Genomic DNA, 16616 nt, shown 5'->3' on the forward strand with positions numbered 1-16616 from the left:
CATATACCACTGGGGAATATCATGACTCGTCCGACACAGCATCCTCGCCTTCTGGCGACCGCGGCGCTTGGCGCCCTGCTCTTTGCCGCCGTGCCCGCCATCGCCAAGGAAAAGGCGACGACGACCGAGGCCGCCGCGAAACCCGCCGCCAAGCCCGAGATCGGCGATTTCGGTTTCGACGCGACCGGCATGGACAAGAGCGTCCAGCCTGGCGACGATTTCTATGCCTATGCCAATGGCGCCTGGGCCAAGAAGACCCTCATCCCCGACGACAAGTCCAATTATGGCATGTTCACCGCGCTCGCCGACCTGTCGCAGACGCGCACCCGCGAAATCCTCGACGTGGCGAAGAGCGACCCGAACAGCATGATCGGCCGCGCTTACGCCTCCTATCTCGACGGTGCGGCGGTGGAGGCCAAGGGCCTGGCGCCGATCCAGCCCTGGCTGGCCAAGATCCGCGCCGTCGACAAGGCGGGGCTCGCCAAGCTGCTCGCCGAAGCCGACCGCAGCGGCGTCCAGCATTTCTTCGGCGGCTATGTCGGCCAGGACGACAAGAACCCCGACGTCTATATCTATTCGGTGTTCCAGGGCGGCATCGGCATGCCCGACCGCGACTTCTATCTGAAGGACGGCGAGCGTAACGCCAAGCTGCAGGCGGCGTATCTCAAGCATCTGGAAAATGTGCTGCTGCTGGCGGGCGAAACCAACGCCGCGGCGCGCGCGCAGGCGATCTATGACTTCGAAAAGCAGGTCGCGACGGTCCATTGGGACAAGAACGACAGCAGCGACGCGACCAAGACCTATAACAAGATGACGATAGGTGAATTGACGCAGGCGGCTCCCGGCTTCGACTGGGCGGCCTTCGTCAAGGGCATCGGCATCAACGAAACCTCGCTGATCGTGGCGCAGCCGACCGCCTTCACCGGCGAGGCCAAGCTGCTCGCCGACGCGCCGATCGGCGTGATCCGCGACGCGCTGATCGTGCGCAGCCTCGACGCCTTCTCGGGTGTGCTGCCCGATGCCGTCGCCAAGGAAGCCTTCTCCTTCTATGGCACCGCGCTGTCGGGCACGCCGCAGATGCAGGAGCGCTGGAAGCGCGCGGTCGATTTCACCACCAACAATATGGGCGAGGCCGTCGGGCAGGATTATGTCGCGAAATATTTCCCGCCCGAAACCAAGGCGGCGATGGACGGGCTGGTCAAGAATGTGCTCGCCGCGCTCGACACCCGCATCGGCAACCTCGAATGGATGCAGCCCGAAACCAAGGTGAAGGCGAAGAAGAAGCTTGCGAATTTCACCACCAAGATCGGCTATCCCGACCGGTGGAAGGATTATGGCAAGCTCGAGATCAAGGCCGACGACCTGTTCGGCAATGCGTTGCGGTCGAACCAGTTCGCGCATGACGACAATGTCAGCCGCCTCGGCGGTCCGATCCGTCGCTGGGAATGGGGGATGACCCCGATGGAGGTCAACGCTTACGCCAATTTCGGCATGAACGAGATCGTCTTCCCGGCCGCGATCCTGCAGCCGCCCTTCTTTGACCCGCACGCCGATGCGGCGGTCAACTATGGCGGCATCGGTGCGGTGATCGGGCACGAGATCAGCCATCATTTCGACGATCAGGGCGCGAAATATGACGAGACCGGCAAGCTCGCCGACTGGTGGACCCCCGCCGACGTCGCGGCGTTCGAAGCCGCCGGCAAGGCGCTGGTCGCGCAATATGACGCCTATGAAGTGCTGCCCGGCGAACATCTCGACGGCACGTTCACGCTGGGCGAGAATATCGGCGATCTCGCGGGTCTGACGATCGCCTATGACGCCTATCAGAAGTCGCTGGGCGGCAAGCCGGCGCCGGTGATCGACGGACTGACCGGCGACCAGCGCTTCTTCCTCGGCTGGGCGCAGGTGTGGCGGCGCAACTATCGCGAGCAGAATCTGGCGCAGCGCATCACCACCGATCCGCATTCGCCCTCGATCCAGCGGACTTGGGTCTCGCGCAACCTTGACCCTTGGTATAAGGCCTATCAGATCAAGGAAGGCCAGAAGCTGTATCTGGCGCCGGCGGACCGCGTCCGCATCTGGTAACGCCTTAAAGGGACATCTCATTGACCACCACGAGCCTGCCTTCCGCTGAAAACGACTTCAGCAGGGGGGCGGGCCCGGGGGTGTCGCCGGAGCTTGCCGGCGGGCTGTCGCGGTTCGACGCGGCGCTGCTCGGCGGGTTGGCGATCGTGTCGATGGCGCTGTTGTTCTGGGCAACGCGCGACGCGGTGCTGGCGGCGGGCTTCCTCGCCGGGCTGGCGGTTACCGGCGGCGCGGTGATCCTGCTGCGCCGCCTTTTTCCTGCGGCGGTCGGCGGCGAGGCGGCGTTGCCCGACTGGACGATGCTGCGCGCTGCGGTCGATCATGACGATGTCGGTATCGCGGTGACCGACCGCGCCGGGCGACTCGTCTGCGCCAACGACCTGTTCGCGACCTGGATGGGCGGCTTCGTGACCCCGCCCGGCCTGCCGCTCGAAGGACGCGGCGCCGAACTGCTCAAGAACGCCGGGCGCACCGCCTGGCGCGACGGCCAGGGCGAGGTCGAAGACCTGACGGTCGGCACCCTCCACCTGCGCGCGCAGGTGATCCGCACCGGCCTGTCCGAAGATTATCTGGTGTGGCGTTTTTCGGCGGTCGAACGGCTCGATCTCGTCTCCGAAATCAGCCGCCATCTCGACGGCCCGGCGGGCCGCACGCTCGGCCAGGCGGGGATCATGGCGGCGCTGGTCAACGCCGAGGGACGGCTGCGCGTTGCCAATCACGCCTTCCTGCTGCGCGCGCTCGGCGAGAGCGACGCGACCCATTATGCGGGCCGCGACGTCGCGCCGCTGCTCCGGCTCGACGATGCCGGGACGCTCTATTTCGGGCGCGAGGGCGAACGCGCGACGCCGGTCCGCTTGCTCCAGATCCCGTTGATCCCCGCCGACAGCCATGGTCCGATGCTGCTGGCGCTGATCGACGAGGAGGTCGGCGCGGCCGATCGCGGCACCGCGCAAACTTATGTCGAGACCTTGCTCTCGCTTCTGCCCTTCGGACTCGCGATGGTCGATCGCGACGGGCGCTTCCTCTATATGAACCGCGCCTTCGTGCGCGCCGCCGGATTGTCCGAGAGCAAGATGCCGCGCTACCCGGGCGATATCGTCGTCAGTGAGGACAAGGGCCCGCTCGCCGACATGATTCGCCGCCACAGCAGCGGACAACAGGTCGGCGGCGACCTGTCGATCCGGCTGGCGGGGCAGGGCGACGAGCCGGTGTCGATGCGCGTCGTCGGGGTGCGCGGACTCGGCGAGGCGGCGGTGCTGCTGAGTCTGAAGGATTCGAGCGAAGAATCGCGCCTGAAGCGCCAGGTCGCACAGGCGTCGAAAATGCAGGCGGTCGGCCAACTCGCGGGCGGCGTCGCGCATGATTTCAACAACATCCTGACCGCGGTGCTCGGCAGCTGCGACCTCATGTTGATGCGCCACACGCCGGGCGACAGCGACTATGACGATATCCAGCAGATCCGCAGCAACGCCAATCGCGCCGCGAGCCTGACACGGCAGTTGCTCGCCTTCTCGCGGCAACAGACGCTGCGCCCGCAGATTCTGCAATTGCCCGACGTGATTTCGGAGGTGTCGCATCTGCTCAAGCGGCTGATCGGTGAGACGGTGCAATTGTCGGTGCGCCACGGGCGCGGACTGGGCGCGGTGCGTGCCGACCCGGGGCAACTCGAACAGGTCATCATCAACCTTGCGGTCAATGCGCGCGATGCGATGGCCGGGCAGGGGACGCTGACGATGGAGACCTATCCGGTCACCGCCGCCGAGGTGCGCGCGATGGGCAGCGACGTGATGCCGCCCGCCGATTATAGCGCGCTCAAGGTCAGCGACACCGGCGGCGGCATTCCCGCCGACGTGCTGCCCAAGATTTTCGAACCCTTTTTCACCACCAAGGATGTCGGCAAGGGAACCGGACTCGGCCTCTCGACCGTCTATGGCATCATCAAGCAGTCGGCGGGCTTCATCTTCGCCGACAGCAAGCCGGGCGAGGGCGCGAGCTTCACCATCTACCTGCCGGTCCATCGCGCCGACAAGGATGCGCCCGCCGTCGCGCCGCCGCCCCCCAAACCCAAGAAGAGCCAGTGGGGCACCGGCACGATCCTTCTCGTCGAGGACGAGGATATGGTGCGTGCGGTCGCCGAACGCGCGCTGACCCGTGCCGGCTACACCGTCGTCACCGCGTCGCAGGGCGAGGAAGGGCTCGAACGCTTCGGCCAGATGGACAAGGTCGACCTGATCCTGACCGACGTGATGATGCCGACGATGGACGGGCCGGCGATGGTCCGCGCGTTGCGCGCCAAGCGTCCCGAGCTGCCCGTTTTGTTCATGTCGGGCTATGCCGAGGAACAATTGCGCCAGTCGATCGATATTGATCATGTGTCCTTTCTTCCCAAACCCTTTTCGGTCGCGCAATTGACCGAGGCGACCTCGGCGGCGCTCGACGCCGCGGCGCAGCGGGCCGGCTGATGACGGCGAATCGCAACATCCTGCTCGTCGAGGACGATGTGCTGATCGGCATGATGCTGGTCGACATGTTCGACGCGCTGGGCTTCCCCGAACCCGCACAGGCGGCGAGCGTCGAGGATGCTCTGGCGATCATCGCGGCGCAGCCGGTCGACGCGGCGCTGGTCGACATCAATCTCGGCGAGGCGAAGGGCTGGCCGGTCGCCGATGCGCTCGCGGCGAAGGATATTCCCTTCGCCTTCACGTCGGGTGGTGGCGACGCGATTCCGCCGGCGCACGCCCACCGCAAGCTGGTATCGAAGCCGTTCCGGCTCAGCGAAATCGAAACCGTTCTCAACGAATTTTTCGACGGATAAGTGTGCGGTTCGCGCCGCCGCAATTAATTTTGTTCCACTCTTGTTCCTAAAGAACAAATGCCGTACACAGGTCCGGCGTTGCGATGCTTCTGCCTTCGCGATAGAGCAGGAAAGGGACGGTCATGGCCGGTCAATTGTCACTCGTCGAATCGGGGAAATCAGTGAACAGCACGGACAGGCAGAAGGCGCTCGACGCCGCCTTGGCACAAATCGATCGCGCCTTCGGCAAGGGCTCGGTGATGAAATTGGGTTCGAAGGAGACGATGCAGGTCGAAGCGATTTCGACCGGATCGCTCGGACTCGACATCGCCCTCGGCGTCGGCGGCCTGCCGCGCGGGCGCGTCATCGAAATCTACGGCCCCGAAAGCTCGGGCAAGACCACCCTCGCGCTCCACGTCCTTGCCGAGGCGCAGAAGGGCGGCGGCACCGTCGCTTTCGTCGACGCCGAACATGCGCTCGACCCGGTCTACGCCAGGAAACTTGGCGTCAATATCGACGAACTGATCGTGTCGCAGCCCGACACCGGCGAACAGGCGCTCGAAATCGTCGACACGCTGGTGCGCTCGAACGCGATCGACGTGCTCGTCGTCGACTCGGTCGCCGCGCTCGTTCCGCGTGCCGAAATCGAGGGCGAGATGGGCGACAGCCATGTCGGCCTGCAGGCGCGCTTGATGTCGCAGTCGCTGCGCAAGCTCACCGGCTCGATCAGCCGCTCGCGCTGCATGGTGATCTTCATCAACCAGCTGCGCATGAAGATCGGCGTGATGTACGGCAACCCCGAGACAACGACGGGCGGCAACGCGCTGAAATTCTACGCTTCGGTTCGCCTCGACATCCGCCGCACCGGCCAGATCAAGAATGGCGACGAGATCGTCGGCAACACCACCCGCGTCAAGGTCGTCAAGAACAAGGTCGCACCGCCGTTCAAGCAGGTCGAATTCGACATCATGTATGGCCAGGGCATATCCAAGATCGGCGAGATTCTCGATCTCGGCGTCAAGGCGGGCATCGTCGAGAAATCGGGCGCCTGGTTCAGCTATGATTCGATCCGCATCGGACAGGGCCGTGAGAATTCCAAAACCTTCCTCAAGGATAACCCCGAACTGATGGAACGGCTGGAAACCGCGATCCGCGGCAAGACAGACCAGGTCGCCGAGGAAATGATGGTCGGCCCCGACGACGACACCGACGACTGATAGGAATCCGGTCGGTCCGTTCCTGCGGACCGGCCGTCCAACGGCGGCGGGTTCCTTGCCCCTCAGGTTCGCAACCCTCTCGCGGACCGGCCCGCCCGCCGTTGGCCTTGCGCGGCCCCTTCGAGCGGCTACAAGCACGCCATGCCCGCGATCCGCCTCTTTGGCCTGCCCACCGACGTCAACAGCAGCTTCGAACGCGGCGCCGCCGCCGGCCCCGCCGCGATCCGCGCCCAGCTCTGGAGCGAGCGCGGCAATATGGCGAGCGAACTCGGCCCCGAACTCGGCACCGACATCGCCTTCACCGACGACGGCGACCTCGCGCTGACCGAGGACACCGCGCGCGACGACGCGATGATCCGCCGCCACGTCGCGCTTGTGCGCGAAGATGGTGAAATTCCACTCGCCCTCGGCGGCGACCATGCCGTGACTTTTCCGCTCGTCGAGGCGGCGGCGGCCTGTTTCGGGCCGGTCAACATCCTCCATATCGACGCGCATCCCGACCTCTACGACGATTTCGAGGGCAATCCGCGCAGCCACGCCTCGCCCTTCGCCCGCATCTACGATGGCGGCCATGCCGCGCGGCTTGTGCAGGTCGGCATCCGCACGCTGAACCGACACTGCCGCGAGCAGGCCGACCGCTTCGGGGTCGAGATCGTGCCGATGGCGGGTTTCACCCCCGACGCGGTGCCGGTACTCGAAGGCCCGCTCTACATCTCGATCGACATGGACGGCATCGACCCGTCGGCGGCGCCCGGCGTCGCGCATCCCGAGCCTGGCGGACTGACGGTGCGCGAATTGCTCGCCGTCCTGCACAAACAGACCGCGCCGATTATCGGCGCCGATATCGTCGAACATCATCCCGGCCGCGATACCGGTGAGGTCACCGCGATCCTCGGCGCCAAGCTGGTGCGCGAGATCGCGGCGCTGATCGATCGCAACGGGACCTACAAACCATAAGAGGAGAGCGACATGAGCCTGATCATCCACCACCTGAACAACAGCCGTTCGCAGCGCATCCTGTGGCTGCTCGAGGAACTGGGTGCGCCCTATGAGATCAAGCATTACCAGCGCGACGCGGTGACCAACCTCGCGCCGCCCGAATTGAAGGCCATTCATCCCCTCGGCAAATCGCCGTTGCTTGAAGATGCGGGGCGGGTGATTCAGGAATCGGGCGCGATCGCCGAATATCTGTGCGACAATTATGGCGGTGAGGCGCTGGTTCCGGCGCGCGGCACCGACGACCATGTCCGCCACCTCGAACTCATCCACTTCGCCGAAGGATCGGCGATGACCCCGATCCTGCTCAACATCTACCTTGGCCGGCTCGGCGACGCCGCGGCGCCGGTGAAGCCGCGGATCGACGAGCAACTCGACGCGCATTTCCGCTATCTCGACAATGAACTGAACGACGCCGGCCATTTCATCGGCGACGGGCTGTCGGCGGCCGACATCATGCTCAGCTTCCCGGCAGAGGTTGCCGCGATGGGCGGCGCCGACCGATATCCGAAGCTGGCGGCATTCGTGGCCGCGATGCACGCACGCCCGACGTGGCAGGCGGCGCGTGCGAAGGGCGGGGCTTATTTTGTCTTCTGACCGCCTGCGCATTATTGCCACCGCCGTCCTGTTCGGCCTCGCGGTTCCGGCGGCGGCGCAATCGCCGCTGCTCGGTCCCGAGGTCGAGCGCGTCGTCAACGCCCCCGAAGGCGCAAGCTTCGTGCCGGACGCCGCCGACGAGAGTGACGCGATGGGCCGTGTCGCATCCTATACGATGGCGCTCGCGCGGCGCGATTTCGCGTCGGCCTATGCGATGTTGCGGCTGTCGTTTCAGGCGTCGAACCCGCGGCTAGAATGGGAAACCAATTTGCGCAAGCGCGAGACGCTTTGGGCCGACGGCATCATCCGCGTCCTGCGGCTGAGCTGGTACCAGGATCCGGCCGGGCAGCCGCCGGGGCTTTACGCCGCCTTCGATTTTCGCGGCGATCGCGCCGACGGTACGATGGATTGCGGCTATGTCGTCGTCCACCGCGCGGCCCCGGGATCGGGCTTCACCATCGTACGCACCGACACGTCCGAGGTGCCGATCGAGATGATGGAGGATGGCATCCCCAAGGCCGAAGTCCTGCGCCAGCTGCCCTGTTATCTTGGTAAGGGGATCGCGACCGCCTTTTGACGGTACAGGTCTGAAACCCAAGCAAATTCGGCTTGCGGTGCGATATGGCGCGCGGCAAGCTTCGCGCGCCGCCGTCCGGCGGTTTCCGGTGGGGGAATGATCATGGCGGTGATGGCTCTTGCGTTGCTGGCGGCTGCGGCCGGCCAGCCTGAAATCAAGGTCGCGCCGGTGCCCGGGAAGGGCTTTGTCGCGACCGTCGCGGTGATCGACGCCGATCAATATGATCCCGTCATTGATCGCATCAAGGTGCTGGCCACTCAACGCTGCGGGGCACTCAAGGTCCGGTTTGGCCGCTATTATTTCGACAACCAGATCGACGTCGATCGCGGTGTGACGGTGATCAAGGATTTCCGTCAGAACTTCTCCTGCTACGATCCGGCGACCGATCCCTATAAGCCCGTGCCCATCGACTGGACGGCGAATGCTGTCGAGATCGGGGCGGCCACACAATTTGCGACGCGCTTTCTGAACAATCTCGACCGAGGGAATAGCGCGACGCTGGCGGGCATGATGGACCCGGCACTTGAGGCGACCCCGGACGAAATGGCCCGCTTCAGCAAGGAAGCGAAGATGCACCAGACGGGCGCGGGGCAGTTCACAGCGCGGCTCGACGGCTGGCTCAACAATCCCGAGGATGCGGCCTATCCCGGCGCCTATGCCTATTTCGCGGTTCTGAGCTCGCATCCCGGGATCGTGGGGACCTGTGGTGGGCTGCTTCTTTATCGCGTCCGCACCGGCGTCTATAACGTATCGCAATATGATGTGCGCTACGTCTCGCAGGCCTTGATCGACGAAGCCGGATATTCCGATGAGGAGCTTAATCGGCTTTGCCAGCGATAGGTTGGGGGCAAACCAACCATCATGCTTGAGAAACGCGGCGTAGCGCACTAGATCGCGCGGATGACATCGACCAACGACATTCGCCGCTCGTTCCTCGACTATTTCGCGGGGACCGGCCACCATATCGAACCGTCGGCGCCGCTGGTGCCGTACAACGACCCGACGTTGATGTTCGTCAACGCCGGGATGGTGCCGTTCAAGAATGTCTTCACCGGGCTGGAGAAGCGCCCGTACAGCACTGCGGCCTCGTCGCAGAAATGTGTCCGCGCCGGCGGCAAGCACAACGACCTCGACAATGTCGGCTTCACCGCGCGCCACCATACTTTCTTTGAAATGCTCGGGAATTTCTCCTTCGGCGACTATTTCAAGGAACAGGCGATCCACCATGCCTGGACGCTGATCACCAAGACCTGGGGCCTTGCACCCGAGCGGCTGACCGCGACCGTCTATCACACCGATGACGAGGCCTATGACCTGTGGCGCAAGATCGCGGGCCTGCCCGAGGAGCGGATCATCCGCATCGCCACCAGCGACAATTTCTGGTCGATGGGCGACACCGGGCCGTGTGGGCCGTGCAGCGAAATATTCTACGACCATGGCGACCATATCTGGGGCGGCCCGCCGGGATCGGCGGAGGAGGACGGCGACCGCTTCGTCGAAATCTGGAACCTGGTGTTCATGCAATATGACCAGCGCGGACCGGGCGACCGCATCGACCTGCCGAAGCCGAGCATCGACACCGGCATGGGGCTGGAGCGCGTTGCCGCGGTGCTGCAGGGCGTCACCGACAATTATGACACCGACACCTTCAAGGCACTGATCGCGGCGTCGGTAGATCTGACCGGCGTTCCCGCCGAGGGCGCAACGCAGGCGAGCCACCGGGTAATCGCCGATCATCTGCGCGCATCGAGCTTCCTGATCGCCGACGGGGTGCTGCCGTCGGCCGAGGGGCGCGGTTATGTGCTGCGCCGGATCATGCGCCGCGCGATGCGCCACGCGCATCTGCTCGGTGCCAAGGACCCGTTGATGTACCGGTTGCTGCCGTCGCTGACCGCCGAGATGGGCGCGGCCTATCCCGAGCTGATCCGCGCCCAGCCGCTGATCGCCGAGACGCTGGAGCGCGAGGAGACCAAGTTTCGTCAGACGCTCGACAAGGGGTTGCGGCTGCTCGACGAGGCGACCGTCGGCATGGCCGCCGGCGCGACTTTGCCCGGTGATGTCGCGTTCAAGCTCTATGACACCTACGGCTTCCCCTATGATCTGACCGAGGATGCGCTGCGCACGCAGGATATCACGGTCGATCGCGCGGGCTTCGACGCGGCAATGGCGCAGCAGAAGGCGGCGGCGCGCGCGGCGTGGAAGGGCAGCGGGCAGAAGGCGTCGGAAGAAATCTGGTTCGATCTGGCCGAGAGCAACGGCAGCACCGAATTCACCGGTTATGGCGCGACGGTCGGCGAGGGCGAGGTGATTGCGCTCGTCAAGGATGGCGTGCAGGTCAATGAGGCGAAGGCGGGCGACGAACTGGTCGTGCTGACCAACCAGACGCCCTTCTATGGCGAAAGCGGCGGCCAGATGGGCGACAGCGGTACGATCGCGACGCTCGGCGGCGCGGCGGCGACGGTGAGTGATACGAGCAAGCCGCTCGGGCGATTGCACGCGCATCAGGCGAAGCTGGAGAGCGGGACGCTGAAGGTCGGCGACACCGTGCAACTGACCGTCGATGCGGCGCGGCGCGACCGGATTCGCGCCAACCACAGCGCGACGCATCTGCTGCACGCGGCGCTGCGCAACCGGCTCGGCGGGCATGTGACGCAGAAGGGGAGCCTGGTCGCCGAGGACCGCTTCCGCTTCGACTTTTCGCACCCCAAGGCGCTGACGGCGGAAGAGATCGCCGACGTCGAGGCCGATGTGAATGCGCAGATCCGTGGCAATGAGGCGGTGACGACGCGGTTGATGACCCCCGACGATGCGGTCGCGGCGGGCGCGCTGGCGCTGTTCGGCGAGAAATACGGCGACGAGGTGCGCGTGCTCAGCATGGGTGCGGCGGACGATCATCATTATTCGGTCGAGCTGTGCGGCGGGACGCATGTGCGGGCGCTGGGCGATATCGCTTTGCTCAAGATCGTCGGCGAATCGGCGGTGTCGTCGGGCGTGAGGCGGATCGAGGCGCTGACCGGCGATGCGGCGCGGTTGTGGCTGAACGGCCGCGACGAGGCGTTGAAGGCGGCGGCGGCGGCGCTCAAGACCTCGCCCGACGATGTGCCGGCGCGCGTTGCGGCGCTCGCCGAGCAATTGAAGAAGGCCGAGCGCGAACTGGCCGACGCGAAGAAGGCGCTCGCCCTTGGCGGTTCTGGCGGCGGCGGTGTCGCGGCGGGGCCGGCGGTGGAGCAAATCGGTGATACCGCCTTCCTCGCGCAGGTCGTCGAGGGGCTCGATCCCAAGGAACTGCGCGGTACGGTCGATGGCTTGAAGAAGCAGGTCGGCAGCGGTGTGGCGATGCTGGTTGCGGTTAACGACGGGCGCGCTTCGGTTGCGGTGGGCGTGACCGAGGGCGTAGTCCACAATGCCGTCGATCTGGTCAAGCTCGCGGTCGCGGCGCTGGGCGGACAGGGCGGCGGCGGTCGTCCCGACATGGCGCAGGGCGGCGGTCCCGACGGCGCTGCCGCCGATGCCGCGGTCGCGGCCGTCAAAGCCGCGCTCGCTTGAAACCGACCAAGAAGACGCGGCGTACCGATCATGCCGAACGGCTGATCGCCGCGCCGTTGGTCGATGTGTTTGCCGCCTTCACCAGCGAGGCGAAGCTGGCGCGCTGGTTGCCGCCCGAGGGCGCGACGGGGACGTTTGAGCATATCGACTTGAGCGCCGGCGGCGGCTTTCTGATGCGGCTGACGTTCGACGACGCCGATGTCGAGACCAAGAGCGACGACGAGAGCGATGTCGTCGAGGTATATATTCCGGTGCTCGACGACGGGCGGCTTGTCGTCTGGGAGGTCGAGTTCGTGTCGGACGATCCGCGCTTTTCCGGCACGATGGCGATGCATTGGTATCTGTCGCGCCAGAGCGGCGGCACGCTGGTGACGATCGACGCGCATCATGTGCCGCCGGGGATTTCGGCGAAGGACCATCTGGAGGGACTGAATTCCTCGCTGGCGAATCTGGCGGCGGTGGTGGAGGAATAACGACACCATAGAAATCCCGTTCGCATCGAGCGAAGTCGAGATGCCTCGAAAGCGCTGCACCCGACGGGTGTCTCGACTTCGCTCGACACGAACGGGATTTGAGGTGGGCTTTGCCGTTTTTAGCTCTCCACCCCCTTTGCCTTCCCCCACGCCCTAGCGGCGGTGTAGCCCAGATAGCCCGTGCCGAAGAGCGCGTAGAGCGGTTCGGGGATGCCGGCGAGATAAGCGTTCATACCCTCGGCGATGCCCTTTGCCATCTCGGGCCGCGCCGCGGCGATCAGGCCCATCGGGATCGCCCACAGCAACAGGGCGTACATGACATAGAGGAAACTCGGCCGCGCGCGGCTGGTCCACGGGTCGGCGCTGTTCGCCTCGGCGACGATCGCGGTCATCTGGGTGCGGATCGCTTCCATTTCCTGTGTGCCCTCGAGCTTGAGCAGTTCGAGCTTGGCGCGGTCGCGCGCTTCGGGGTCGGGGATGATCTTATCGATCAACTTGGCGATCGGGCCGATCAGGCCTTCGATGATGCTCATGACGTCATTTCCTTTTTGCTAGAGAATCCTCACAACTTCACACTGAATCGACATGGTCTCGAAAGGTCAGTCCGACCCGATACGGTTCGCCAGCCAGCCGTAGAGAAAGGCCTCCTGGCTGGGGCGGCGTTCAGCGAGCGCGATGTAGCGTTCGCCCTGCAACGCCTCCATCGCGCGTAGCAGCACCGTCTCGCCGCCCGCGCCGCGCACCCGGAGGAAGGCATCGAGCGCGGCGAGGGTGCGCGGGCCGACCTCGCGATCGACCGCGACGTCGGGATAGTCGCGCGCCGAGCGGTTCAAGGCGTTGAGCGCGCGCTGCAGAAAGCCGGTCGAGGTGGCCGTGCCCATGTTGACGCCGGTATCGAACAGTTCGGCGGCGATCGTGGGCGCGCGGTGGGCGACCCGGTCATAAGCGGGGCGCTGCCAATAGAGGCGGCGGTAGATCGACACGGCCTCCTCGCGCGGCAGGCCGCGCATGTCGCCGCCATAGCCCTGCGCGCGAGCGACGGCCTCGGTGATTCCCCAGCACGTCGCGCCGCCACGATCGGCGGAGTGGTTTACATAAGCGCCTTCGCGGTCGATGACGGCATCGATCATCGCGTCGGCGTCGAAAGACGATCTTTGTGGTCTGGGCATGAGTCGCATCTCCGGTTTGTTGAACGGACAAAGCGAACCATATTGGAATAAATTAGGAAAGGCTTTTCTCCATGCAGGCTTTGCAGGTCCGTGAATTGGCGGAAAATCATGGTGGCTGCGGGTTGGTCGACCTGGCCGTCCCCGAACCGGGGACGGGCGAGGTGCGGGTGCGGGTGCGCGCGGCGGCGGTGAATTTCCCCGACCTGCTGATGACGCGCGGGGCGTATCAGTTGAAACCCGACCTGCCGTTCGTGCCGGGGCTGGAATTTTCCGGCGAAGTCGACGCGCTGGGCGAGGGGGTTTTGCGCTGGTCGGTCGGCGACGCGGTGATCGGCGGCAACCGTTTCGGGGCGATGGCAGACTATGTCGTGGTGCCGGCGGCGGCCCTGCGCGCCAAACCGGGGCGGCTGTCGTGGGAGGAGGCTGCGGCCTATGGCGTGGCGTATCTGACGGCCTATGTCGCGCTCGTTCGCTGCGCGCGGGTCGAAGCGGGCGAAACGGTGCTGGTGCACGGCGCGGCGGGCGGGGTCGGTCTGGCGACGGTCGATTTGGGCAAGGCGCTGGGCGCGCAGGTGATCGCGGCGGCGAGCAGCGGGGAGAAGCGCGCGGCGCTGGCCGAATATTATGCGCCCGACGCGGTGATCGCGGCCGATCCGGGCTTTCGCGACGAGGTCAAGGCGCTGACCGGCGGGCGCGGCGCCGACGTGATCTTCGATCCCGTGGGGGGCGATATATTCGACGAATCGACCCGCTGCATCGCGTTCGGCGGGCGGCTGCTGGTGATCGGCTTCGCATCGGGACGCATCCCCGAGGTGTCGGTCAATATGCCGTTGATCAAGGGCTTTTCGGTCGTCGGGGTGCGTGCGGGCGAATATGGCCGCCGGTTCCCGGCGCGCGGTGCCGAGAATATCGCGGCGATCGATGCGCTGGCCGCCGAGGGACGAATCCGGCCGCATGTCCATGCCGCGCTGACCCTCGCTGACTGGCGCGAGGGCTTTGCGATGCTCGAACGGCGCGCGGTGGTGGGGAAGGTCGTCCTGATCCCCTAACGCCTGACCGCCGAATCGCCGTGCAATCGCGGCGGCCCGAATCCTTGCGATATGGTCTTGCGGCGATCCGACCGTCATAGCGGCGCCGGGGCTCTCCGGCGGAAACGCCGCTACCTATCCGAGAGGAAATGACGTGAAGACATTGCTTATGATCGCCGCACCGCTGGCGCTGGCCATCCCGGCCGCCTATGCGGCGGAACCGGCTCCCAGTGGCGACGCCCTGTTCGCCAGGATGGATGCCAATGGCGACGGCAAGATCGACAAGGCCGAACTGACGAAGGCGGCCGAAGCGCAGGCCGCGAAGAAGGGCGACACCGCGCCGGTCGACACCGCGAAGATCGACGAAATGATCAAGCGGATCGACACCAACGGCGATGGCGCCGTCGACAAGGCCGAGATGGACGCGATGCGCAAGGCGCATGCCGCCGACGGCGAAGCGAAGCACTGACGATGGAAAGGCGGCGCCGGCCCTGAGGGGACGGCGCCGCCCGTCCTATTTGCGCGGCTTTCCTTTGGGATGGTCCGCGAGTTCGTTCAATATCGTCACCAGTTCGTCGTGCGGTCGCGAACCGGGCGCGCTCATCGCGGCGACCGAATTGGCCTCGGTCAAGCGGTTGAGCCGGGCGAGCAACCGGACGCGTCGGCGCCGGGTCAGCTTGGTCTCTGTCGTATTCCAGCGAAAGAATATCCGGCGCAGTTCGCCATGCCCGAACAGATTGTCGAGTTCGTGGATCGTGACATAAAGCAGGAAGAGCAGCATCAGCCAGACCTGGATGAACAGGAAACGGCTCCAGCTGAAATGATCGACGAGATAGGGCAGGAAGCCGCCGGGGGTCCCGTGCTCGATCACATAATGGACCAGCGCTTCGGCCAGGCGAACGAGGAAGACGCACAGCCAGTAGATTGCGCTTTTGAAAAGGATCGGCTGGATCAGCGGCGCGCCGTCGAAGCGCGCCATGAAACGGATGCTGTCGGTGACCAGCACCGCCTTGCCCACAAGCAGAGCGGCGATGGTCGCGGTGGCAAATCCCTTGACGTCGATGCCATGTTCGGCGAGCGCGAGCCGCGTGGTTCCTAAAATCAGGTTGAAGCCGACGAAGAAGAACAGCGTCGGCGGCGCCATGTGCCGGACGAGCTTCAACCAGCCGGCGAACGCGCGCCCGATCAGAGATCGACGTGCGGCGCTCGATGGCTCCGTCACAGGCTCGCTCCGGGACCCGCTTCCCGGATTATGGACTGGAAATATCCCATCGCACGCTCCTGCTGGCTCCCCCGCCAATAAAGCGGTGCTGTTTCAGACCGGCCGAAGCCAGCTTGCCATCGACAGGAGCCGATGCGCAAGCGTTTCGCGGCAATCAAGCCGTCGTTTCCGGAAAGTCCCGCCTTGGTTGCGGATTGAATTGGTCGGGACGAGAGGATTCGAACCTCCGACCCCCACACCCCCAGTGTGATGCGCTACCAGGCTGCGCTACGTCCCGACCGGCCCGATTGGGCAGGCGAGGCCCCTAGCGCGGCTTGGTCGGCGATGCAAGCGGAGAGGCGAGGGCAATGCAATATCGTCGCGGCGCGCCTTGAACTCGCTTGGCGGCGCCCCATTTCCGCCCTGCTTGCCGGGGGGGACGGCTTGCGGCGCCGGTTGCACGCCGCGCCCCCGCGTGATAGGCGCCGCGCCATTATCTTGCGCGCCTGTCCCGGGTGGGGATGGCGCTGCATCGAACGGAAAGTTTTTCATTCATGTCGACGACATTGCTTCTGTCCCAGGCGGCCGGAACCGGGGGAGCCGCCTTCCCCTTCGCACAGCTTATCCCGATGGTCCTGATCTTCGTCGTGTTCTGGTTCTTCCTGATCCGCCCGCAACAGGTGCGGATGAAGGATCATCGTGCGAAGATCGCGGCGGTGAAGCCGCGCGACCAGGTGGTGACCGGCGGCGGCATCGTCGGCAAGGTGACGCGCGTGGACGATGACTTCGCCGACGTGGAAATCGCGCAAGGGGTGAAGATCAAGGTCGTCAAGGCGACCCTGTCCGACGTCCTGCAGCCCGGCGGCAAACCCGCCAACGATTGATCCGGCGGGTTGCGCGCCGCGCGACCCCGCACCCAAGTTATCGGACCAA

The 16616-nt window shown here is 65.3% G+C and carries 16 protein-coding genes and 1 tRNA gene; 13 read left to right on the top strand and 4 right to left on the bottom strand.

The window, feature by feature from the left end:
- Positions 1–21 precede the first annotated feature (21 nt).
- The 10 genes from AC07U1_RS17200 to AC07U1_RS17245 all read left to right on the top strand — a co-directional run bounded on the left by AC07U1_RS17200 (position 22) and on the right by AC07U1_RS17245 (position 12285).
- Positions 22–2085 (top strand): M13 family metallopeptidase, encoded by a 2064-nt coding sequence (locus AC07U1_RS17200; protein ID WP_056349653.1) that lies wholly within the window; start codon positions 22–24, stop codon positions 2083–2085.
- Between the two features lie 152 nt (positions 2086–2237).
- Entirely contained in the window at positions 2238–4547 is a 2310-nt protein-coding gene (locus AC07U1_RS17205; RefSeq protein WP_495178474.1) for a hybrid sensor histidine kinase/response regulator, read from the top strand.
- Positions 4547–4900, top strand: coding sequence for a response regulator (locus tag AC07U1_RS17210; protein WP_056349656.1), 354 nt, complete (start codon positions 4547–4549; stop codon positions 4898–4900). Before AC07U1_RS17205 ends, AC07U1_RS17210 begins: the two co-directional genes overlap by 1 nt.
- Before the next feature lie 122 nt (positions 4901–5022).
- Complete coding sequence (recA, locus tag AC07U1_RS17215) at positions 5023–6096, top strand: recombinase RecA (protein ID WP_056349659.1); 1074 nt, start codon at positions 5023–5025, stop codon at positions 6094–6096.
- Between the two features lie 141 nt (positions 6097–6237).
- Positions 6238–7053 (top strand): agmatinase, encoded by an 816-nt coding sequence (gene speB / locus AC07U1_RS17220; protein WP_495178188.1) that lies wholly within the window; start codon positions 6238–6240, stop codon positions 7051–7053.
- Between the two features lie 12 nt (positions 7054–7065).
- Positions 7066–7689 (top strand): glutathione S-transferase family protein, encoded by a 624-nt coding sequence (locus AC07U1_RS17225; protein WP_495178187.1) that lies wholly within the window; start codon positions 7066–7068, stop codon positions 7687–7689.
- Complete coding sequence (locus AC07U1_RS17230) at positions 7679–8266, top strand: hypothetical protein (RefSeq protein WP_056349669.1); 588 nt, start codon at positions 7679–7681, stop codon at positions 8264–8266. Before AC07U1_RS17225 ends, AC07U1_RS17230 begins: the two co-directional genes overlap by 11 nt.
- A 96-nt stretch (positions 8267–8362) precedes the next feature.
- Entirely contained in the window at positions 8363–9106 is a 744-nt protein-coding gene (locus AC07U1_RS17235; protein WP_156377748.1) for a hypothetical protein, read from the top strand.
- A gap of 60 nt (positions 9107–9166) precedes the next feature.
- On the top strand, positions 9167–11812 hold the full coding sequence (alaS, locus tag AC07U1_RS17240) for an alanine--tRNA ligase (RefSeq protein ID WP_495178186.1): 2646 nt from the start codon (positions 9167–9169) through the stop codon (positions 11810–11812).
- Entirely contained in the window at positions 11809–12285 is a 477-nt protein-coding gene (locus AC07U1_RS17245) for an SRPBCC family protein (RefSeq protein WP_495178185.1), read from the top strand. The genes alaS and AC07U1_RS17245 overlap by 4 nt, the downstream gene beginning before the upstream one ends.
- A 119-nt stretch (positions 12286–12404) precedes the next feature.
- On the opposite strand, the gene AC07U1_RS17250 is transcribed toward AC07U1_RS17245, so the two are convergent.
- The gene (locus AC07U1_RS17250) at positions 12405–12818 is read right to left on the bottom strand and encodes a holin family protein (RefSeq protein ID WP_495178184.1); all 414 of its coding nucleotides are present in this window, start codon (positions 12816–12818) and stop codon (positions 12405–12407) included.
- 66 nt (positions 12819–12884) lie between these two features.
- Entirely contained in the window at positions 12885–13415 is a 531-nt protein-coding gene (locus AC07U1_RS17255; RefSeq protein ID WP_495178183.1) for a glycoside hydrolase family 108 protein, read from the bottom strand.
- A gap of 110 nt (positions 13416–13525) precedes the next feature.
- On the opposite strand from AC07U1_RS17255, the gene AC07U1_RS17260 reads away from it, so the two are divergent.
- Both AC07U1_RS17260 and AC07U1_RS17265 read left to right on the top strand, forming a co-directional pair.
- Positions 13526–14503 carry an NADPH:quinone oxidoreductase family protein gene (locus tag AC07U1_RS17260; protein ID WP_495178182.1) on the top strand — a complete coding sequence of 326 codons (978 nt, stop codon included), beginning with the start codon at positions 13526–13528 and terminating at the stop codon, positions 14501–14503.
- Positions 14504–14636: 133 nt separating this feature from the next.
- Entirely contained in the window at positions 14637–14951 is a 315-nt protein-coding gene (locus tag AC07U1_RS17265) for an EF-hand domain-containing protein (protein WP_492740210.1), read from the top strand.
- Positions 14952–14996: 45 nt separating this feature from the next.
- Here AC07U1_RS17265 and AC07U1_RS17270 read toward each other — a convergent pair whose 3' ends face one another.
- Both AC07U1_RS17270 and AC07U1_RS17275 read right to left on the bottom strand, forming a co-directional pair.
- Positions 14997–15704 (bottom strand): hypothetical protein, encoded by a 708-nt coding sequence (locus tag AC07U1_RS17270; RefSeq protein WP_492740211.1) that lies wholly within the window; start codon positions 15702–15704, stop codon positions 14997–14999.
- 200 nt (positions 15705–15904) lie between these two features.
- Positions 15905–15981, bottom strand: a tRNA-Pro gene (locus AC07U1_RS17275).
- 223 nt (positions 15982–16204) lie between these two features.
- Here AC07U1_RS17275 and yajC point away from each other — a divergent pair.
- Complete coding sequence (yajC, locus tag AC07U1_RS17280; protein ID WP_235535793.1) at positions 16205–16567, top strand: preprotein translocase subunit YajC; 363 nt, start codon at positions 16205–16207, stop codon at positions 16565–16567.
- The last annotated feature ends 49 nt before the right edge of the window (positions 16568–16616 follow it).

The organism is Sphingopyxis sp. GW821-FHT02C12, from assembly GCF_059421785.1.